Here is a 20,802-nt window from a genome sequence, read left to right as displayed (position 1 = left end):
TGCGTTCTCCTTATTCCCACACGTAGGTGGCCGAGAGTTCGGGATTCTCCTGCCAGGGAGCCTTCATGTAGCTCCAGACCCGGCTGGTGACGAGGCGGTCGATTTCTTTGTAGAAATTGATCGCGCCACGGAATCCGGCATAGGGGCCGCCCGAGTCGTAGCTGTGCAGCTGCTTCATGGGCACGCCCAGCTTCTGGATGGAGTACTTCTCTTTGATGCCCGCGCAGAACAGGTCCGGCTTCATGATTTCCACGAGCTTTTCGGCCTCGTACTGGTTCAGGTCATCCACCACGATGGTGCGGTGATCCATGTCGGGCAGCATTCCGTCGTAATCCTTGAAGCGGAACCCGGCCTCTTCCAGCCTGCGGGTCTGCTCGTCGGTCTTGCGCGGCTGGTAGAGCTTCTCGTCGGGCCCGACCTCGATCTCCTCGATGTTGCGGGAGTCCGCGTCCACCTTGAGATTCGGCAGGACTTCGCGGCCTTCGTAGTCGTCGCGGTGTGCAAACTCGTACCCGGCGGAGAGAGTCTTCATGCCCATTTCCTTGAAGAGCTCCTGATAATGGTGCGCACGGGAGCCGCCCACGAAGAGCATGGCGGTCTTGCCGGTGGTGTGCGGCAGCACTTCGTCGCGCATGGCGTCAACATCCGGCATTTCCTCGGCGATGACCTTCTCGATGCGCTCCATGAGCTCCTTGTCCTCAAAGTACTGGCCGATCTTGCGCAGCGACTTGGCGGTGGCCTCTGCACCGATGAAGTTCACCTTGATCCACGGGATGCCGTATTTGGTCTCCAGCATGTCTGCCACGTAGTTGATGGAGCGGTGGCACATGACGCAGGACAGGTCCGCGTGCTGGGCCGAGGCGAACTGCTCGTAGGTGGAGTTGCCCGAGAAAGTGGCCACGTTGGTGATGCCGCACTTGTTCAGGATGCGGTCGATCTCGAAGCCGTCGCCACCGATGTTGTATTCGCCCAGCAGGTTGATCTTGTAATCGCCCTTGACCGGTTCCTCATTTTCGCCCACGAGGTAGCGGAAGACCTGGTTGTTGGCGATGTGGTGGCCCGCGGACTGGCTCACGCCCTTGTATCCCTCGCAGGAGAAGGCGAAGATGTTGCAGTCACCGAGCTTCTCGCGCATCTTCTTGCACACGGCGTGGATGTCATCGCCGATCAGCCCCACGGGACAGGTGGCGAAGACGCAGATGCCCTTGGGATGAAACAGGTCGTAGGCTTCCTGGATGGCCGCCTCCAGCTTCTTTTCCCCGCCGAAGATGATGTCCTCGTCCTGCATGTCCGTGGAGAAAGAATACATCATGTAGTTTTCGGCATCCGGGTCGGACACATCGGTCTGGTTCCGGCGGGTGAGCCAGGAATAAAAGCCGCAGCCGATGGGGCCGTGGGTGATGTTCACGATATCGCGGGTGGGGCCCATGATGACGCCCTTGCAGCCCGCGTAGGTGCAGCCGCGCATGGTGATGATGCCGGGCACGGTGCGCACGTTGGCCGTAATCTCGGGCGTCTCGCTGCCCTCGGCCTCGTTTATGAGAATCTGCTTGGCGCGCTTCCTCGCCACCTTCGGAGGGTACTTGCTGAGCAGCTCCTCCTTGATTTCGGCGGGATTCCACTGCACCGACTTGTTCTTGGTCGCCATGTATATCTCCTTTGCTGAATGATCAGCTTATGGATTTGATGCCGCTTTCGCCGGTGCGGACCCTGACGGCGTCCTTCACGGGCAGGACCCAGATCTTGCCGTCACCGGGCTTGCCGGTCTTGTTGGTCTCGATGATGGTTTCGACGATGCCGTCCACCTCATCCTCCGGGACCACCACGGTAAGGATGCGTTTGGGATACAACTTGCCCTTGCCGCCGAGGTGCTCCACCGCTTCCTCGTAACCGCGCTCGGCGCCTTCGAGGAGCATGAGGTTGGCAAAGCCCTGTCCGCGACCCTGCGCCTCGTTGGCGAAGAAGGCATCCACCCCGGCCTCGGTCAGGGCGGTCTTGGTCCGGTTCATCATGTTCATGCGTACGACGGCGATGATCTCCTTCATGCGGGCACCCCCTCGGCCGCCGTGGCGGTTTCCTTCACGCCCGAGGAAATGGTGAACACGTCCTCCACGTCGGAGATGAAGATCTTACCGTCGCCGAAGGCGCCCTTGGTGCCGGAACGCGCGGCCTTCATTATGGTGTCGAGGACGAAGTCGCGATCCACTTCCGGGACCACACTCATGAGCATGGTTTTGGGAATCTCGTCGTAGGTGACTTCACCTATCTTGATGCCGCGCTGCTTGCCGCGACCGGCAACGGAATACTTGGTCACGGCCGGGAACCCGGCATCCATCAGGGCGGCCAAAACGTCATCGGCTTTTTCGGGACGCACGATGGCTCGGATCATGATCATGGACATGTGTATTTCTCCTTGAAATTCGTGTTGCTAGGCTTCCAGAATGCCGTAGTCGAGCAGCAGCTGCTCAAGGTCTTCGATTTCCAGCGGGGTCGGAACCACGAACATTTCGTTTTCATCGATGGCCTTGGCCAGTCCGCGATATACGTCAGCCTGAGTCGCCTCGGGATTCCATTCGATGACCGTCTTGCGGTTGATCTCCGCGCGCTGAACGTCGTTGTCGCGGGGGACGAAGTAGATCATCTGGGTGCCAAGCCTGCGCGCCAGCTCCTCGATCATCTCTTTTTCGTTGTCCACGTTACGGGAGTTGCAGATCAGGCCGCCCAGACGAACGCCGCCGGACTGAGCGTATTTCATGATGCCCTTGCAGATGTTGTTGGCCGCATACATGGCCATCATCTCGCCGGAACAGACGATGTAGATCTCCTCGGCCTTGCCGTCGCGAATGGGCATGGCGAAGCCGCCGCAGACAACGTCACCGAGGACGTCGTAGAAAGCGTAGTCGAGCTTCTCGTCTTCCTCGTAGGCGCCGAGGGATTCAAGCATGTTGATGGAAGTGATGATGCCGCGGCCCGCACAGCCGACGCCCGGCTCGGGACCGCCGGATTCAACACTCCAGGAACCGCCGAAACCCTTCTTGCGGATATCCGCCAGTTCCACGTCCTCTCCTTCCTCGCGAAGGGTGTCCAGGACGGACTTCTGGGCCAGTCCGCCGAGCAGCAGACGGGTGGAGTCGGCCTTGGGGTCGCAACCGACGACCATTACCTGACGCCCCATTTCCGCAAGGCCTGCCACCGTGTTCTGCGTGGTGGTGGATTTTCCGATGCCGCCTTTTCCGTAGATGGCTACCTTTCTCATTAGGAGTCTCCTCTGTCTCAAAGGGTTGTCGTGTTGAAAGCTTGCCCCTCTATTGGCAACCGCCGTGCCATTCGCGAAAAAATACGGATAAACATCCGTAAAAAAAGGACATAATCACAAGTCGTCACCACAGAAGAGTCCCGCCGATTTTGTAGGCGACAACACTCGTGAACCCACAAAATTGTAGATTCCTACACTTCCGTGGATCGCAAAGGCATCTGGCTGATCCAGGGCAAAGGCCCTGAAATTCGGGACATTACCATTCCGGACTCCAGTGGCACCAAAGTTGCCTCTGCCTTTGCAAGCAACACAAAAAACAGGAGGCGACATGCTTATAGACACCACTCTCCGTGAAGGGGCCCAGATGTTCGGCGTCCGCATGGGACTTGAAGAGCGCCAGACCGTCGCCATGGGCCTCTCCTGCATGGGCGTGGAAGAGATGGAAGTCGGCTGGGCAGGCCTAGAAGAACTGGAGGCATTTTGCCGCTGGTCCGGACGCAGACTCGGCAAATCCGCCATTTCCGTATGGAGCCGCTGCCGCGAGTCAGACATAATCGAAGCCGCGCGCATCGGTGCCGGACGCATCAACATAGGTGTCCCGGCTTCGGACGAGCACCGGCGCAAGCGGCTTGACATTACCCGCCGGGCACTGATCGCGCGCATGGAAACCGTTATCGCACTGGCCCGCAGCTACGGCATGGAAGTCTCCGTGGGACTGGAAGACGCTTCGCGCGCCGATGCCAAGTGGCTGGGCAAGCTGGCCCTCAAAGCTGAGAACGCAGGAGCGTTCCGGGTCCGCCTGTCGGACACCGTAGGCATCTGGACCCCGACCAAGGTCATGAAGGCTGTATCGGAACTGCGGGAGCGGCTGGTCATCGACATCGCGGTGCACTGCCACGACGACTTCGGCATGGGCACCGCCAACGCCATGGCCGCGCTGGATGCCGGTGCGGACTGGGCGGACGGAAGCCTGCTCGGCATCGGCGAACGCTCCGGGCTCGCCGCCACCGAGGAGCTTACGGGGTATCTGGAATTGATCGACATGTCAGGGAACTACCGCATGGAAGGCGCCGCCCCGCTCTGCGCCCGTATCGCCCGGCTGGCGGATCTGGCGGTGCCACGGAACAAGGCGGTGGTGGGCAACGACATCTTTGCCTGCGAAAGCGGTGTCCACCTGCACGGCATGGCGCGCGATCCGAACCTTTTCGAGCCGTACTCGCCGGAGTCGGTCCGCGGCGCACGCCGTTTGGGGTTCAGCGCAAAGAGCGGGCGCTCACTGCTGAAAACGGTTCTGGGAAACAAAACCTCTGCCGATGCCGACAGCCTGCTGGAACAGGTAAGTGATCATGCGTGCCGCACAGGGCGGCCGCTGACCATGCAGGAATGTTCGGAGTTGGCCGGGAACTGACGGAAACGCCTCAGCCCTTGCCGTTGCGCTTTCCGTTTCGCCTGCCGTTGGAACGCGAAATAGGCATGCAGGACGCTGTGCCGATGATGCGCCATTCCGGCTTGGGCTCAAAGTCGTTCTCCCCCGTGAACAGGTGTATCTTGCCTCCCGGGGCAATGGCGAAAAGCGGAATGCGTTGCTCTTCACACTGCTCGACGTAATCCTTGAACGTGAATCTTTCCGTCAGCGGGGTCGTCTTCAATTCGGCCCCGCTTTCCAACAGTTCCCGGAGCTTCTGATAGGTGACACCCTCTTCGAACAGCGGACGGCCCCCGGAGCGGATGTTGGTCTTGGCGTCATCTTCAGGCCCATCCTCGCTGGGCAGACGGATGGCAAAGACATTGCCCGCGCCGAATTCCATTTTGTAATGCTGCGCCGCCAGCGCGTTGAGCTCGCGGCCCGAACTCAGCGCAAGCAGGCGTCCTATCCCGATAAGACTCAGGTGCCGCTCAGCGTGCTCCGAAGCCGGATTGCCCCAGTACGCACGCAATCCCTCCATTCTGGCCGTGACGATGTTGTCCCAGTTCTGATCCGTGAGCTGCACCCGGAAACCATTCTCCCTGAGTTCCGTGGCGATGGTCCGCGCCACGAGGTCAGCGCCCACGATAAGGAATCCCTTGGGCTCCGGTTCCGCGACCTTGAGCCACTTCGCAATGGGACGGGCGGTGGCGCTCTGCAACAGCACCGTGCCCACAATGACCATGAAGGTCAGCGGTACGAGTTTGGAAGCCTCGGCATACCCCATCTCTCCAAGCTTGATGGCAAACAGGGCCGATATTGCGGCAGCAATGATGCCACGCGGGGCGATCCATGCCAGAAAATGCCGTTCCGCCATGGACAGGCGCGACCCGTAGGCCGAGGCCTGCGCCGCCAGCGGCCGCGAGATGAACTGAATCACCGCGAACAGGCCCAGTGCGGGCCAGCCCAGCGCCGTGAATTCCGCAAGCTCCATCCGGGCGGCAAGGATGATGAACAGCATGGAGATAAGCACCACGCTCAGGTGCTCCTTGAAGTCGAGAATCTCGTCGAGGTCTACGCCCTTGGTGTTGGCGAGCCACACCCCCATGACCGTCACGGACAGCAAGCCGGATTCGGCCTCAAGCATGTCGGACAGCGCAAAGATCGCGCAGACGAGGGCCAACGCCGCGTAGTTGTGCAGGTAGTGCGGAATCCAGTGCTTGCGCAGCACCACGCCGAATAGATAGCCGCCGATGGACCCGAGCACGCCGCCGATGACGAGGATTCGTCCAAAGACACCCAACATTCCGGCGATGCCGCTCTGAAGGCTGCCTGCCACGATGAATTGAAACACGAGCACCGCAAGCGTCGCGCCGATGGGATCGATGAGGATGCCTTCCCAGCGCAGGATGTGCGACACGCTCTCCTTGGGCCGCACGGTCCGCAGCATGGGCACGATGACCGTGGGGCCGGTAACCACCATCAGTGCGCCGAACAGGAACGATATCTCCCAGGAAAGGCCCATGAGATACCGTGTGCCGACCGCGGTCACAAGCAGCGTCACCACGACGCCAATCGTGATCATGTTGCGTATGACCTTTTCCAGTCCGGGGATTTCGTGAAATTTGAGAGTCAGGCTACCTTCAAAGAGGATGATTGCGACCGCGAGCGAAATGAACGGAAACAGCAGGTCGCCAAACAGCTGATCGGGATTCAGGAAGCCTACACCCGGACCGAGCACGATGCCGCTGAGAAGCAGAAAGAGAATCGCCGGCAGCTTCACACGCCAGGCAACCAGCTGGCAGACGATCCCCACGAGCAGAACCACGGAAAGCGCCACAAGCGCATGTACGTGCATCGGACCTCCTTGTGCTTGCACATCGGCATCACCGGGCAAGGCGATTCTATTCTGCCTTACCGATATAGCCGAACCACGTCAAAGGGTTCCGCGAGGTTGGCCATTATCCAAGCGCATTTGGCGTGCATCTTTACTTGGAGCTTGCCTTTTGGCTATGAAGGATAATGCTCGACTTCCACCACTTCATCATCACCCGGTTCAACGTGAACATCTATCCGATGGACTTTCCGGCCAGACTGGAAGACACGTGGCTCGCGCTTCGGTTCGAGCTGTTTCGCAAATACTGCTTCCCCACCGTGACGGCTCAGACCGAAGACAACTTCACGTGGCTGGTGCTCTTCGACACACGCACGCCCGAACGATATCGGCGGCTCATCAACATATTCGCCCGGCAGAAGAATTTCGTTCCCGTTTACTGCGATTCCTATGAAACGACGATCCCCACTGTCGTTGAAAAGATGAAGGAGACCGCACCGGCAGCAAAGTGGTACCTCAGCACGCGCCTCGACAATGATGACGCCCTCTCCGTCAACTTCGTCAGGACGTTGCAGACCATCTGCAATCAGATAGAGGAAGAAAACCTCGAAAGGCAGGAAACGCTGTATATCAACTTCCCAAACGGGCTCCAGTACAAGGAAGGGAGATTTTTCGACTTTCGGGACATGACGAACGCCTTTGTTTCACTGCTGGAACCATCTGCGTCGCCCAACACCGTCTTCTGGGTGGATCACCCATCCATCTACAATGTCTCGGAAGTCATACAGGCCGAAGGCCCGCCCCTGTGGCTACAGGTGGTGCACGACATGAACGTCTACAACTACCTGCGCGGCGAGGAAACCGGACCAGCCGATGTCACGACCCATTTTCCATGCCTCTTTGATGAGTAGTTTTTATTAGACTACATTGAATAAACGATCATTATAGCTATGGAAAACGATACATCATCATACGAGATCTGGTTATCTTGCAATTGTTGAATAAGGCCAAACAAAAAAAGAGGTTATCCAGATAACTGAATAACCTCTTGGAAAATTGGTGGAGCTGGACAGAATCGAACTGACGACCTCTTGAATGCCATTTTTGAGGACGTTCAACTTATATGACCATCTAACCACACAACAACAATGGACTTGTTTGCCGCCAAGCTTACTCGAAATACACTGTAGCATGATGTGCAGAAAGCGCGGAATGTCGCTGATTTCGCTGGGCGTCGTGAGAAAAGCGGACATATAGCGGACACGAACACGACTTCACTGGGGCGGTCTTGGCATTTAAACGGGCTCGCGGCGCGAATGCCTAAATATAATCCATGAGAATAGACTCCGAGTCTTCCATATCCTCAATGCGGCCCTGAAAAACAATGTTGCCGCCCTCGTCGCCGCCGCGAGGGCCGAACTCCAAGATGTAGTCCATGCTTTTCAGCAAGAACAGGTTGTGCTCGATGACCATGATCCCCTTTGCCTTGATGAGCAGCCTGTCCAGAAATCCGATCAGACGCTTTGTATCGTCTCGCTCCAGGCCGTTGGCGGGCTCGTCGATGATGAGGAAGGTGTTTTTGAGATTGGCCTTCACCCGAGACAGAAGCTTGATCCGTTGCGCTTCCCCGCCAGAGAGTTCGCTGGTGGGCCTGAAAAGGGTCAGGTGCCCCAGACCGATGCTGATCATGTCCTCCAATTTGGCAGCAATCTTCCTGTTTTCCACGAACACCCCGGCTGCCGACAACTCGGTAACTGTCATCGTCAGGATGTCATGAACGGTGAGCGAGTTAATTCGGTATGCAAGAACTTCGGGATTGTAACGTCTGCCCTCACAGGCCTCGCATACGGAACGATACGCATGTCCAAACGAGGCTTCCTGTTCTACATACCCCTTGCCCTCGCAAGCGGGGCATTGGCTGGGTCTGTTGTTGAACAAGAAAGTCTTCGGCGGAGTATCCAGAGCTTTACATAAAAACGTATCAATCGGCTGCATGAGCTTGAGAAAGGTCGCCACTGTAGAGTTGCTGTTCCCCTGGATCGTTCCCTGACTGATGTACTCAACGCCAGTTTTGCCCGAGATGGTCTTGGCAAAAGAGGACTTGCCCGAACCGGACACGCCGCAACAGCCGATGAGACAGCCCATGGGCAGGGAGACATCAAGGTGGCGGATATTGTGGACGCCGTGGACTGTGAAATCCATAGTGCCGCGTGGTTCGATGTTGGTACGGTCAACGGAGACCTCCCGCTGTCTTTGAAGCCAATTCGTTGAGTCGATCACCCTGCCATCCTCAAGGGCTATCAGGTTGTCGGCTTTCTCAATGAATTCCAGTTCGTGTTCGACCATGACCAGGGTGGAATTGCGTTTTTTCAATGACTGGAGTTGAGAAATGACGTTCGGGTACTCCGCAACGTGCAATGAAGAAGAAACCTCATCGATTACGTAGAGCAGATTCGTGAAGTCCGAGTTGAGCACCGAGGCCAGTTGCAGCCGTTGGAACTCTCCCCCGGAAAGGGATGGTATCGAGCGCATCGAGGCGAGGTAGCCCAGGTTGTTCCTGACGACGTTGGAAACCAGGGCCTTCAATTTGTTTACTGCGAACTCATGAGTCGGGATTGATTGGATGAAAGAAAGCAACGCATTAAAGCTCGACAAGAGGATGTCGTGGATCGTCCAGCCGTTAACCGTGTACTTCGAGAGATCCTTAAAAAACCTTGCTCCATGGCACTCCGGACAGACCTGCTCGGCGATATACGACTTGGCTTTCTGCCGGTTACCCGGCTTCTGCAGATCTTCGCAGCAGTCCTGAATCTCCCGGATGGCTCCGATAAAGGGAAACTGTTTCTGACAGTAGCGTTTTTTTTGCTTGTACTTAACCTGGAACTGCTTTTCGTCGGCCCCATGGAGCAGCAACTCCTGCTGCCGGGACGGCAACTGTGAAATGGACTTGGTTGTGTCGATACCACGCTTCGAGCAGAAGGCTTTAAGTAACGGATAGTAATGATTGGAAAGGAAATTATTCCAGGAAATGAACGGCTTGTCCGTAAGGGGCTTGTGTAGATCGACAATCCGGGCCGGATCGGGCTGAAAGACGACGCCGAGCCCTTTGCAGGCCGGGCAATAGTTGGCAGGATTGTTCTGGGCTAGGATATTCCGCTTGATGTCCGGGTTGGCCTGCACAAACAGGGGCAGAAACAACTTGTCGAGCCCGAGATAGCTGAAGACGCTCGACCGTGGATTGACGTTGGCATTCTTCTGCTTCAACGCGATGGCCGGGAGCAGATTGGTATGATCTCGAACCTTGGGACGATGACTGGCCGGGACTCCGGAGATGATGTCGAGTTCGTTCTTGCAGAGCGCGTAGAGTGTATGGAACGCTAAAGAGGTTTTGCCCGCCCCGCTCCCGCCGACAACGGCGGTTATCTGTCCATGCGGGATGGAAACGTCAACCGAATTGAGGTTGTTGGTTTCTATGCCGTGGAGGGTAAACATCATTTTTAAACAGTTTCCCTCAATTCAAATAGTTCGTTTATGACCAACGAATCTGTCATCGATTTGGCTTTTTCTGCGCCCCCCAATTCAGGCACTTTGCTATATAAATACCACAACAATGCATACGCAGCCTTGCTGTTGTATACATCGTATACACTGGCCTTCCTTATTATGTCGAGAATGCCTTCTTCTTTTGCTTTCTCTAAACAATCATCGTTCTCTGACAACCATAGTAAAGCGTATGTAAAACCGCAGGCAGCATGTGCTTTATTGCTCTCGTATGCCAGCTTGTATTGTTTTAGAGCGCCTTTATTATCACCAATAGATTTATACATTTTACCCAGCTCAAGACGTGCAGGAGCTTCAGCGTATTGAAAACTAATTGCCTTTTCTATGTCTTCCATTGCTTCTCGTGTCTCTTTCTTTCTATCTATAACCCCTTCATTGTCAGCAATTTTCAAATCGGCAACATCTTCGTTCTCAAGATGCCTTTCAAGATTGTTTATATTACAATGTTTTCTCCTTACTAACCTAAAACGAGCTTGTCCAAGCCCAAACCAAGCTCTAGATGAATTCTTCTTTAACTCTATAGCCACTTCAAAATCTTTAATTGCATTCTGAAGATCACCAGTTCTATTCCTATAATAGTATGCTTCGCCTCTTAACGTATATAGCATGTGGTATTTGCTATGTAACCTTTCCGCCTCATCATAAAGCTTGATTGCAGTAGAGTAGGTTGCTTCTGATTCAGAGATATTACGTCCCTCTTCAATTTTCAAAAACATATCAAGCTGATTTCTTCTATCAGTAATCTTGGCTTCTTCTTCTTTAAATTTTCTAAAGGATATAAATGATCCTATTCCAATTGCACCAATTATTAAAGTAAGTAGGCCAGTTGTCGTAGTAACAAAATCTCGATATGTCTGAAACGGGTCAAACCCTCTTGCCATAGACTCAGATGTGCTTTGCGTTATAGTTTTTATGCTTGGAACAAAAGAATAGTCTACTATCTTTAGTGTTAACAACAAGAAAAAGACAAATGCTAATGCAACAACAAAGACAAATATGAAAAACATTGAACGAGAAAAACATTTTGAAAAATCAAACAAAACACCCATTTACTTCCTCCGTGCACAATACGGACATTCATCCCACACGCCATACTCTTCCAACACCAGTTTCTTCGTGAAAAAATTGAACTCGCCACGCTTGCCGATCATGGTCGGTTTCAAATTCGGCAGCCCAAGCAACAACTTCAAGCATTCGTTGGCGACAAAAGATGCGGAAATCGCTGCCAAAGGGGCTAGATTCCCGAGATTGCGGTGTTCCTTGACGACACGCTCCGCTCCTTCGATCTCGGCTACTTTGAGTTGGTCCATACCGTGCGAGATACAGTGAAAGCACGGCGTCTTGCCGGGGATAATCGTCGGCCCAACCAGGCTGAGGTGCATGTTGTAGCCACCGGCAATTATGTAGGGCAGGTCGAGCGCAAAGGCCGCCTCGTTGATGATCGCCGACGTGTGGGCGACCGAAGGAAAATCCGCGCAATTGATCAGGACTGTCTGCGACTGCGAATCACCCCTTAATAATGCGATCAGCCGCTCCGAGCTCTCCAGCTTCTCTTCGACGGCCTTGACCGTATAAGACTCATCCCGGCGCGAGTTGAGCATCTTTTCCAAGGCTAGGGTTTTGAGGCTTCCCACATCATCTCTGGAGAACAAGGAGCGGTTCAGGTTATGAGGCTTTACCACGTCGTCATCGAGCACCGTAAAATGCTTGACCCCCATTTGCGCCAACAGGGAGACGACCCAGCTTCCGACGCCCCCGGCCCCGATCACGACAGCATGACTATCCGCTACCCGCTGCCAGGCGGCTTCGACATCGTAATATGGGACATAGGAGCCGATGAACGTCTTCACCCGCCGAAACGGATCGGATTCGCGGGACGCTACAACCTGCACATCTTCCACGGCGCACCGCTCGATCAGGACGTCGAAAAGCCGCTCCAGCCCGACAAGTTGCCGATCATCAAGGGCGTAGGTTTCCGCCAGCTTGGCATACGGCAGGCTCCCATCTAGGTTGGACAGAATCCTGACGTAATCCTCATCGGCAAAGGCAAGGTTGAAGCTCTGCCTGATGTCCGAAACAAAGAATTGGTAGGTCCCCTCCTGCGGCATGGGCACGAATGAGACGGACGGGCGGAGCCGAAAGCATTCCTCGCTATATCGGCTCATTTGTGCCCCTCCCCGCAAGACAGGCACTCCTTGTCCCTTTCGACGACAAAGGTGTCGAGGCTGTAGTCATGAAAAAGGAATTCGCCCCGACCGCCGGGAGCCGCCTTTCGGTCTTCCGGGTTCATGAAGTAGCCTAGGATATCCAGCGCGGCCGTGGAGGCGCTGAACGTGGACAGGCTGCCCAGGCCGCCGAACCATCCTTCGCGCTCCTTTACAGGATGGGGAATGGGCTTCCAATCCTTCAAGCTCTCGTGAAAAAACGTGGCGTAACAATCCGCGCACGGTGTTAAATGCGGAATCAGCAATTCCCCTAGAGAGGCAAGGTGGGCGTCGAACCCACCAGCAGCCAACACCGGAATGCTATGCTGCAAAGCGTAACGCGAAAGCTTGATGTTGGTGTATCCGACGTACGGTTGATCGGTGGTGTTGATGATAAGCGACGTTCCCTGGACCAACTCGCCGAGATCGGTGTCCGTCCTGAGGCTGACATTGTGCATCTCGACTTGTGGATCAAAGGCGAAATCCTCAACCAGCGCTTTGGCGGCCTCGGCCTTTGGCATGCCGACATCCATAGCAATCCTGTAAGGCGTCCGAGCGATGTCGTTCTCCTCGACCTCTGCGTAATCGATGAGGGTAAACCGCCTGAATCCCATCATGCAGAGTTGCTGCAGAATGCCGCTGCCAATGGCTCCCAGGCCGAAAACCGTTATGTGCGCATCGAAAATCCGTTTCTGGACTTCATGGGCCTTTGCCGGAGACTTTAGGATGTCCAGCAAGAAATACACTTGACGCTTGTATTGTTCCATATACGCGGCCGAAAGCTGGTCGGTTTCGAGAGGATCGGACACGGTGACGATTCCCTCAGTCTCAAGAAAGGACAGAAACGCCTCGGTTTCATCATCCAAGACCAGCCCGGCGCGTTCCAACGAATCCGCCAGCGGCTGCGGCTTAGATAGTTCCTTGAGCAAGAGGGTAAAGGCGGGCTTGCATTCAATGCGCAGCCTCCGCCTGTTTGACAAAAAAAGGAAGAGAACCGAGCAGATTTCTTCCTTTGGAGGATAAAGAAAAACCTCCACCCCGTCTCGAAGTTCCGGGGCGGAGGCTTCCGATAAATGTGTCATTGTGTCTGCCTGCTAGTATTGAACCTGTCCACCTTTAACGGCCAGGTACTGCTCCCAGGCTTCGGCGTTTTCAGCGAAGTTGGCATCCGCGGAACAGGTCCTGGTGCAGCAATCGGAGCGGCTGCCGGAACAAGAAGCCGTGTAGGCGACGCTCTCCATGCCGTCTTCGTCGGAAACAACGGCAAACCCAAACTTCTCCATGTGCTCATCACTCTTTTTCTGCATATCGATCCTCAATCGGTTAAATTTTCATTTACGAGAATTCATTATCGACAGACAATTTTTAGAGGCTGCCAAACATTAAGTCAAGCCATCTGAAAACAAGCTCACACCATGACAACAGGCATTCCCAACGACTATTTCATTGGCTCAAAATTATTCAAAAAATACGTAACATCCTCTTCTTTATTCAGAATACACTTATTCCCTTCATATCGGATATGCAACGAGTACTTCTTGCCATTATTGATCACATCAGTGGCAATAAAACGGGCGATGTCGCTGCTAGACAAAATGATATAATCGCTTCTCCAGAAATTATTGATAATCCGTCGCGTAATAAGGACGTAAAAGGTCGTGGAGGCATCGTGCGATTTGTAGCTGCTTGCCGGAATGGTGAACTGATATTTCCCACTCTGGTTCACGTTGGCTGTCTTAACTTGGATGTGAAAATACTTGTTTCTCTTGGAGGCGACAACGTCGATACCTTCATCGACCGTCATAATCGAAGCATTGTACCCTCTGAAGAGCAATTCACTTAACAGGCCATATTCACCGGCCTTGCCGGTATAGCCGGTTGTGACTTTCGGCAGCTTGGCAGGCACGGCCTTCTTCCGTTTCTGCCGGACCTTGTACATCCCCGATAGATGCCCGCCCCGTCCATTCGGCACTTTGGATATCATGGCATTCCGTTTCGCGCTGCGGATATGACTGCTGATTGACGCTCCGACTTTTCGAGCAAGCCCCTCAACATTCTCATTGCCGAATTCGGCCGGGTAGCGAACTACCATAATCTCGGCGATCTCTTTGACGTGCATTTTCTTCTTTGTTGTCTTCAAGACTTCTATGCACATATCCAATCGATTCATACAGACCTCAAAAACGACAAACTTGTATTCGCATTGCGATTTAGATAAAACATATTTCTTAAACAACTTCAACACTCTTCACAAACTCCCCACAGCGGGGTTACATGGATACACAGTCAAACAACCAGCAAGTCAAGGACTCCTGAAATGAATACATTTCCCGGCAGCAAATGGTGGAAAGTCGACTTCCACGCTCATACTCCCGCCTCTGTTTGTTACGGCAAAAATCACCCGGACGAAAAGGCCCTCAAGAAATACCCCCTCAAGGAATGGCTGCTGGACTACATGAAGGCCGGGATAGACTGCGTGGCGGTGACGGACCACAACACGGGCGCCGCCATTGATGACATCAAAGCCGCATATGAGGATTTGACGGAGAGGAAGCCTGCGGGATTTCGGAAGCTGACCATCCTGCCTGGAGTTGAAATCACAGCTTTGGGTAACGTGCATATTTTGGGGATATTCCCTGAAACAACGGAATTGAAAGATATCAACACTGTTGTCGACAATTGCGAATACGATGGAGAAAAAGGGGCAAGCAACGACTGCACCAAGCAATCCCCAGCCGATGTCATCGACAAAATCACCAAAAAGGGCGGCCTTGCCATTCCGGCCCATGCCGGAGAGAAAACAGGGATTTTCGGAGCACTCCAAGGGCCGACACTGAAAAAAATCCTTGAAAACGACAACATCATCGCCATGGAATGCGCCATCGGCTGGGAGCCTCCACAATCATACAAAGAAAACAAGCTCAACTGGGCTCGCGTAACAGGCTCCGACCAACACCACCCCACTGGCGAACCGGGACAGAAATTCCCCGGCAGCCACTTCACCTGGGTCAAGATGGAAACCCCGTGCTGGGAGGAGTTGCGCCAGGCTCTCCTGGCCCATGAAGTCTGCGTATTGGATCAGACCGAAGAAGACCCAAACAAGACGCCGGACATTTTTCTGCGCTCCCTGACAATAAAGGAAATGAGCCATTGCGGGGCAAAGCCCGGCGGCAAGCCGCTTACCTTCGAGTTCAATCCTTTTTTCAATGCATTCATCGGAGGCAGGGGGACCGGAAAATCCACGGCTCTTGAATCTATCCGTATTGCTGCCAGGCGGAAAGATCAGCTGCATAATGACGGCATGGATAAGCTGGCTCAGGACCTCGATGAATTCACACGCCTAAGCAAACAAAACGGTGTCATGAAGACAGACACCGAGCTTGTCCTCACTGTTGCACGGCGGGGGATCGATTATAGACTGACATGGAGGCAGAACGGCAGTCACTCCTTGGAGCAATTTGATGCAGGAGAATGGATACCCAGCCAGAATGAAGGCGATCTTCTCGACCGCTTCCCCATGGACATTTTCAGCCAGAAACAAATATACACCCTCGCCTCTGCCCCGCAAGGATTGCTCGCGATCATCGACCGCTCCCCACAAGTCAACAAACAGGACTGGCATAGCCGCTGGGCGGCAAAGGTAAGTGAATACCGCGAATTGAGAGAACGGCGAAGAAGGCTCCTGGCGCAAACGGTTGACGAAAAAACGCTGAACGCAAGGCTTACAGACTTAAAGAACGATATGAAGACGTACGAGGATTCGGGGCATGGGGAGACTCTGACCGAATATCAATACAGAAAGCGTCAAAAACAAGCGCTTCCGCTCACGGATGATTTCGACGGCCTTGCTGACAAAGTAAAGTCCTTGGCTGAAGACATCCAAGTCACGGCGATACCCAGTGACCTTTTCAAGGATGGGGACCCTCATGAGGCGGAGATCCGGGAAATCCATTCAACCATGCTGGGGGAACTCAATACTATTGGCGTCGAGCTTCAAGGTATCGCAAAGAAAATTGAGACAGTCACGAAAACCAGGAAGGAAAGCCTGGAGGCAAGTAAATGGTACGCAGCCGTACAAGAGGCTGAGTCTGCATATCAGGAAATCCAAACCCTTTACGAAGGCAAGGACAACAAGCTTGAGGACTATGACGAGTGGGTCAAACAACGCGGAAAGTGTGAGAAAAAGTTGGCCCAGATAGAGGAACACCGGAATAATGCCAAAAGGCTGGAAATGGAAATCACAACCTGCCAGCAAGAGCTCGTTGAGCTCCGAGAGGAGCTTTACAACGCTCGAAAAACCTTCATAGAGAAAACCCTCAAGGACAACCAATACGTCCAAATGGAGTTGGTACCCTATGGAGACACCTCACAGGTCGAAGCCAAATATCGGGAGCTGTTCGACATCAGGGTTGGTTACGATGGGTCACTCCTTGATCAAGAAAAGCAATGTGGGCTGCTTTGGGAGTTGACCAATTGGGTGGCAGAGGACGCGGCCGGGAAAAATATTCCAGCCAAATTGAAAGAACTCAGAGAAGCCACGGACTATATGCTCCGGACCAAAGAGAAAGCGCCTGGCCACGACATAGTTGATGGTAGACTCCCTGTGAAACTTGCGGCCACCCACGAAGCAAACCCATCATGTATGGACAACCTGCTTACATGGTGGCCGGAGGATTTGTTACGGGTACGACATGGCGACCCAAAACGTAAGGATGACTTCAAAGAACTCGAGAAAGGTTCGGCGGGCCAAAAGGCTGCCGCCATGTTGGCCTTTCTCCTCAGCCACGGGACGACTCCGCTCATTATCGACCAACCCGAGGATGATCTTGACAGTGAGCTTATCTACAGCCTTATTGTCCAACACATCGTCGATAAAAAAAGGCAGCGGCAACTTATTCTTGTCACGCACAACGCAAATATCGTTGTCAACGGAGATGCCGAATTGGTCCACGCTCTGGGGTTCGGAGGGGACCAAATCCGCTTGCAAGCTTCGGGCGGCCTCGGCCAAAAGGCCATTCGCAACAAAATATGCAGTATAATGGAAGGCGGTAAGATTGCCTTCAAAAAACGTTACAACAGAATCGTCCACGACAAGTAACCACTCTCATCAACAAGGTCTGAAATGGATCACCACGGCATGACATCACTCACCGAGTCGGACAAGGAACGAATTCTCGCCATTCTCAATTCGTGGCACAAAATAGAGTTTTTCATTCCATTCGATCTTGACCGCAGCGTCATTCAAGATACCCATCAGTATAAAAAAGCGAACTGGCTGCATGAGGATGCTCTTCTTCAAGGGGAGAACATCTTCAACTTCCCAAACTGTTCCGACGGCAAGGTTCCCAGATATTCATTATTCCTTGGTGTGTTTGACAAAAACGAGCTTGCCCCAATTTGCGACAAGGCACTCGAATTGGATTCCCCTTCTAACGACATATACGAAAACACGGAACGCGGAGACCTGGAAGGGCCCACCTGTTTCGCCAGAATCAAGCTCAATGATTTCGGTGAACCCCTTTATGACGAGATATCAATCTCAACGCTGCCCTGGGCATTGGGAACGATTCAGCGCTCCGGGCTTGAAGGATTGAACGCAAATGATTTTGCCTTGGCTCAAGGGCGGTTAGTCGAAAAATTACAGAATCTGGCCAATCAACGGGAAATCACGGACATCCCACTTCCGCTTACGGCCCAAGACGTTTTCGACCTGTGCGACCTGCTCTACGATTGGGCGCAATTCACTCCCGAGAACATCATTGCTCCCGCAGTCATCCAGTGGCAGGAGTCATATGAAAAAACCGATGAGACCGATGAAGAAGACACCGAGGACGACGGTCAGGATGGCGATGACCAGAACGAACCGGAGGTCGATATCCTCAACAGTTTTTTCATCCAGGATATCGAACGAGCAATGCGGCAGGTCCAAGCGGCCAGGATATCCCGTTCGCTGTATGAATACCTCACGCCGCACAGCCCTTCTAAACGGGTCGACCTCTACTCCGAAGAAGGCCCGGGGGTGCTCCAACAGAAACTGCACCCCGGGAAGTTCAATCAAGGGCATTGGCCCGACACCCCCGAACACCTGATGAGCCTCATGCAGCAATTTGCCATCAACATGGCATTCGAGGCCAACGAAAAAACCGGCATATTCTCGGTCAATGGTCCTCCTGGGACAGGCAAAACGACCTTATTGCGCGATTTAATAGCCGAAAACATAGTGCGAAGGGCGAAGGTCCTGGCGTCCTGCCGGACTGCATCATCAGCTTTCGACGGCAGGAAACAATTGCCCTTGGAGAATGGAATATGGGCCCGCACTCTCAGGCCTGAGCTTACAGGCTTCGAAATGGTCGTCGCGTCGTCAAACAATGCAGCCGTCAACAACATCTCCAAGGAACTCCCGAAAACAAAGTCTCTGGGAGAATGCTGGCGTGAGCAAACTTATATCCAGCCTACGGCACAAAAAATAGCGACCAAAAACAAGGATAATAAGTTCACCCCCCTTCCCCCCGACGAATCACAATGGGGACTCATCGCCTGCGCCCTAGGCAACTATATTAACAGAAAAAAATTCAACGAAGGCTTTGCGTTTTATCCTGATAAAAACAACAAAGCCCCAGCACACAAGTTGGGCCTGTTCAACATCTACGACTGGATTAAAAAATACAGCGGACCAACCTTTGATGAGGCTCGGGACACCTTTCTCTCCAAACAGAAGATTGTTGATGACGAGTTTGAGATACGAACCGCGTTCGCTGACCTCGTAGAAGAACTAACCGGCCAGACAGAAGAGACATATATCGGTGCAGCACTCCAAGATGTTGAAAGATATAAGGAAGAGCTAACCAGAATTAAAAAGGATATCTCTGAATCAAATGAACAAGTAGCTGAGATCCAGCGTGCGATCCATCTGGCCGAAAACGATCGGCTTGTGCTTGACCGACAGAGACCAGGCTGGTTCAGCCGACTCTTCCGACTCCCGTCAACTAGAAACTACCTGTCAGCCGCACGTGTCCTTGAATCGAGACAAAAGAGCCTGGAAGCGAATATTACGGCGGTAAAAAGCAGATTGGACTCTCTCCAAGATCAGAAAACTTGGGCAAACGATCAATATCAGAAAGCCTCAGGGCGTTTGGCAAAGCTACGTCAGGAATGGATATCGAAGCAGGAAAGACTCGTAGAATTCAAAAAAAGATTTAGCGACATTGCCATCCCTCGGACTCCTGAAATACTTGAAACTGACGAATATCAACTACGAGGTCTCTGGAACGACAGAAGGCTCTCGACACTCCGTACCGAACTCCTTTGCGCGGCCTTGTCATTGCACGAAGCCTGGCTTGCCGATGTCGGCAAAAGCAAAATCAACGGGGGCACCGCCGGATTTGCTGGCAACATCATGGCAATCAGCAGCTACCTTAAAGGGCATACCCGTCTGGAGGCACAGGATGCGCTTACGATCTGGCAAAGTCTTTTCATGATCGTGCCAGTTGTCTCGACGACGTTCGCATCCTTTGCCAAGCAATTCAAAGACGTCGGCCCCAACTCTCTTGGCTGGCTGTTCATCGACGAAGCCGGGCAAGCCGTTCCGCAGGCGGCAGTCGGCGCATTGTGGCGAGCTCAAAACGCTGTTGTGGTTGGTGACCCGCTCCAGATCGAGCCGGTCTTCACTGTTCCCGCCAACCTGATTCGATCCATCGCATCACTTTCTTCGCATACGAGTGAAGGGGACTATGCTCCGGATTCGGTTTCGGCTCAGAATCTGGCCGATGCCTGCAACCAATATGGCACGTACGCATCGTCTTCTGAGGGGGAAAGCAAAACATGGATAGGTAGCCCGCTGAGAGTGCATAGGCGCTGCATCGAGCCCATGTTCTCCGTCTCCAACAACATCGCATATGAAGGCAAGATGATTTATGGGCTTCCCCACAAATCCGTCCCCGACATACCACCTGTACCCGTGGAAAGCTCTTGGGTGCACATCCCTGGGGAAACCAGCAGACAACAGGTTGTCCCCGGCCAGATCGAATTCGTTGTCAAACTCATAATTACCTCGTTTGTTCAATACGGGGAACTCCCTGCCATCTATGTTATTTCTCCTTTCAAAGCCATTAAGAAGCAGCTTCAGAAAAAAATGAAAGGCGATTGGGCCATATACGGCGCAACAACCAAGCCATCAAAACGCACAGTTAACGACTGGTGCAAAGACCGCATAGGAACGGTTCATACGTTCCAGGGCAAGGAAGAAGATTGCGTCATCATGATCCTCGGCGCAGACAGCCACTCCAAAATCGGGGCCGCTCAATGGGTCGCGTCCAAGCCCAACCTGCTAAACGTGGCCATCACCCGTGCCAAGAAGCGTTGTTTCATCGTCGGAGACAAAAATCTGTGGGCGCAAATGCGATATTTCCCTACAGCCCTGAGGCACTTCAATTTGTCTACACCAGAAGGTGTCTTAGAAAGACTTATTCAAAAAGACTCATCCTAAGAGACTCTTATATTGAAAAAGTGGTAACGACACTTTAGCATAGACCGTATCTTTTCA

At 53.5% G+C, this 20,802-nt stretch carries 15 protein-coding genes; 4 read left to right on the top strand and 11 right to left on the bottom strand.

The features are described 5' to 3' along the window. Positions 1-10: 10 nt before the first annotated feature. Genes nifD through nifH form a run of 4 tightly spaced genes read right to left on the bottom strand, consistent with a single transcriptional unit; the run spans position 11 to position 3,256 of the window. Positions 11-1,648 (bottom strand): nitrogenase molybdenum-iron protein alpha chain, encoded by a 1,638-nt coding sequence (gene nifD / locus B149_RS0109310; protein ID WP_018124918.1) that lies wholly within the window; start codon positions 1,646-1,648, stop codon positions 11-13. A 22-nt stretch (positions 1,649-1,670) separates the two neighbouring features. Further along, entirely contained in the window at positions 1,671-2,045 is a 375-nt protein-coding gene (locus B149_RS0109305; RefSeq protein ID WP_018124917.1) for a P-II family nitrogen regulator, read from the bottom strand. Next, positions 2,042-2,401 carry a P-II family nitrogen regulator gene (locus B149_RS0109300; RefSeq protein WP_018124916.1) on the bottom strand — a complete coding sequence of 120 codons (360 nt, stop codon included), beginning with the start codon at positions 2,399-2,401 and terminating at the stop codon, positions 2,042-2,044. The genes B149_RS0109305 and B149_RS0109300 overlap by 4 nt, the downstream gene beginning before the upstream one ends. A gap of 27 nt (positions 2,402-2,428) precedes the next feature. Then, positions 2,429-3,256: a nitrogenase iron protein gene (nifH, locus tag B149_RS0109295; RefSeq protein WP_018124915.1), complete on the bottom strand. Its 828-nt coding sequence runs from the start codon at positions 3,254-3,256 to the stop codon at positions 2,429-2,431. A 328-nt stretch (positions 3,257-3,584) separates the two neighbouring features. Between nifH and B149_RS16860 the strand changes: the two genes are divergently transcribed. Further along, positions 3,585-4,664 (top strand): LeuA family protein, encoded by a 1,080-nt coding sequence (locus B149_RS16860; RefSeq protein WP_018124914.1) that lies wholly within the window; start codon positions 3,585-3,587, stop codon positions 4,662-4,664. A 10-nt stretch (positions 4,665-4,674) separates the two neighbouring features. On the opposite strand, the gene B149_RS0109285 is transcribed toward B149_RS16860, so the two are convergent. Then, the gene (locus B149_RS0109285) at positions 4,675-6,519 is read right to left on the bottom strand and encodes a cation:proton antiporter (RefSeq protein WP_018124913.1); all 1,845 of its coding nucleotides are present in this window, start codon (positions 6,517-6,519) and stop codon (positions 4,675-4,677) included. Between the two features lie 164 nt (positions 6,520-6,683). Here B149_RS0109285 and B149_RS0109280 point away from each other — a divergent pair, with 164 nt between their 5' ends. Then, positions 6,684-7,406 (top strand): glycosyltransferase, encoded by a 723-nt coding sequence (locus tag B149_RS0109280; protein WP_018124912.1) that lies wholly within the window; start codon positions 6,684-6,686, stop codon positions 7,404-7,406. A gap of 409 nt (positions 7,407-7,815) precedes the next feature. Here B149_RS0109280 and B149_RS0109275 read toward each other — a convergent pair whose 3' ends face one another. The 6 genes from B149_RS0109275 to B149_RS16855 form a co-directional block, all read right to left on the bottom strand. Then, a complete protein-coding gene (locus B149_RS0109275) occupies positions 7,816-9,990 on the bottom strand; it encodes an ATP-binding cassette domain-containing protein (protein WP_018124911.1) in 2,175 nt (724 codons plus the stop codon). A gap of 2 nt (positions 9,991-9,992) precedes the next feature. After that, positions 9,993-11,105 carry a tetratricopeptide repeat protein gene (locus B149_RS0109270; RefSeq protein ID WP_018124910.1) on the bottom strand — a complete coding sequence of 371 codons (1,113 nt, stop codon included), beginning with the start codon at positions 11,103-11,105 and terminating at the stop codon, positions 9,993-9,995. Next, a complete protein-coding gene (locus B149_RS0109265; RefSeq protein ID WP_018124909.1) occupies positions 11,106-12,221 on the bottom strand; it encodes a HesA/MoeB/ThiF family protein in 1,116 nt (371 codons plus the stop codon). Then, a complete protein-coding gene (locus B149_RS0109260; RefSeq protein WP_169332913.1) occupies positions 12,218-13,147 on the bottom strand; it encodes a HesA/MoeB/ThiF family protein in 930 nt (309 codons plus the stop codon). Before B149_RS0109260 ends, B149_RS0109265 begins: the two co-directional genes overlap by 4 nt. A 207-nt stretch (positions 13,148-13,354) precedes the next feature. Further along, positions 13,355-13,567: a hypothetical protein gene (locus B149_RS0109255; protein ID WP_018124907.1), complete on the bottom strand. Its 213-nt coding sequence runs from the start codon at positions 13,565-13,567 to the stop codon at positions 13,355-13,357. Positions 13,568-13,698: 131 nt separating this feature from the next. After that, a complete protein-coding gene (locus B149_RS16855; protein WP_156816788.1) occupies positions 13,699-14,430 on the bottom strand; it encodes a hypothetical protein in 732 nt (243 codons plus the stop codon). Positions 14,431-14,577: 147 nt separating this feature from the next. Here B149_RS16855 and B149_RS0109245 point away from each other — a divergent pair, with 147 nt between their 5' ends. Beyond that, positions 14,578-17,358, top strand: a complete 2,781-nt coding sequence (locus tag B149_RS0109245) for a TrlF family AAA-like ATPase (protein WP_018124905.1) — start codon at positions 14,578-14,580, stop codon at positions 17,356-17,358. A gap of 39 nt (positions 17,359-17,397) precedes the next feature. Beyond that, on the top strand, positions 17,398-20,745 hold the full coding sequence (locus B149_RS0109240; RefSeq protein WP_018124904.1) for a DEAD/DEAH box helicase: 3,348 nt from the start codon (positions 17,398-17,400) through the stop codon (positions 20,743-20,745). Positions 20,746-20,802 lie beyond the last annotated feature (57 nt).

Origin of the sequence: Desulfovibrio oxyclinae DSM 11498, assembly GCF_000375485.1 — a bacterium.
GTDB lineage: Bacteria > Desulfobacterota > Desulfovibrionia > Desulfovibrionales > Desulfovibrionaceae > Pseudodesulfovibrio > Pseudodesulfovibrio oxyclinae.
This window is presented reverse-complemented; position numbering and strand designations above follow the sequence as displayed.

Excerpts from the sequence above, each read along its gene's own strand:
- nifD (WP_018124918.1), bottom strand. The coding sequence starts at position 1,648 with ATGGCGACCAAGAACAAGTCGGTGCAGTGGAATCCCGCCGAAATCAAG.
- B149_RS0109305 (WP_018124917.1), bottom strand. The coding sequence starts at position 2,045 with ATGAAGGAGATCATCGCCGTCGTACGCATGAACATGATGAACCGGACC.
- B149_RS0109300 (WP_018124916.1), bottom strand. The coding sequence starts at position 2,401 with ATGTCCATGATCATGATCCGAGCCATCGTGCGTCCCGAAAAAGCCGAT.
- nifH (WP_018124915.1), bottom strand. The coding sequence starts at position 3,256 with ATGAGAAAGGTAGCCATCTACGGAAAAGGCGGCATCGGAAAATCCACC.
- B149_RS16860 (WP_018124914.1), top strand. The coding sequence starts at position 3,585 with ATGCTTATAGACACCACTCTCCGTGAAGGGGCCCAGATGTTCGGCGTC.
- B149_RS0109285 (WP_018124913.1), bottom strand. The coding sequence starts at position 6,519 with ATGCACGTACATGCGCTTGTGGCGCTTTCCGTGGTTCTGCTCGTGGGG.
- B149_RS0109280 (WP_018124912.1), top strand. The coding sequence starts at position 6,684 with ATGCTCGACTTCCACCACTTCATCATCACCCGGTTCAACGTGAACATC.
- B149_RS0109275 (WP_018124911.1), bottom strand. The coding sequence starts at position 9,990 with ATGATGTTTACCCTCCACGGCATAGAAACCAACAACCTCAATTCGGTT.
- B149_RS0109270 (WP_018124910.1), bottom strand. The coding sequence starts at position 11,105 with ATGGGTGTTTTGTTTGATTTTTCAAAATGTTTTTCTCGTTCAATGTTT.
- B149_RS0109265 (WP_018124909.1), bottom strand. The coding sequence starts at position 12,221 with ATGAGCCGATATAGCGAGGAATGCTTTCGGCTCCGCCCGTCCGTCTCA.
- B149_RS0109255 (WP_018124907.1), bottom strand. The coding sequence starts at position 13,567 with ATGCAGAAAAAGAGTGATGAGCACATGGAGAAGTTTGGGTTTGCCGTT.
- B149_RS16855 (WP_156816788.1), bottom strand. The coding sequence starts at position 14,430 with ATGAATCGATTGGATATGTGCATAGAAGTCTTGAAGACAACAAAGAAG.
- B149_RS0109245 (WP_018124905.1), top strand. The coding sequence starts at position 14,578 with ATGAATACATTTCCCGGCAGCAAATGGTGGAAAGTCGACTTCCACGCT.
- B149_RS0109240 (WP_018124904.1), top strand. The coding sequence starts at position 17,398 with ATGACATCACTCACCGAGTCGGACAAGGAACGAATTCTCGCCATTCTC.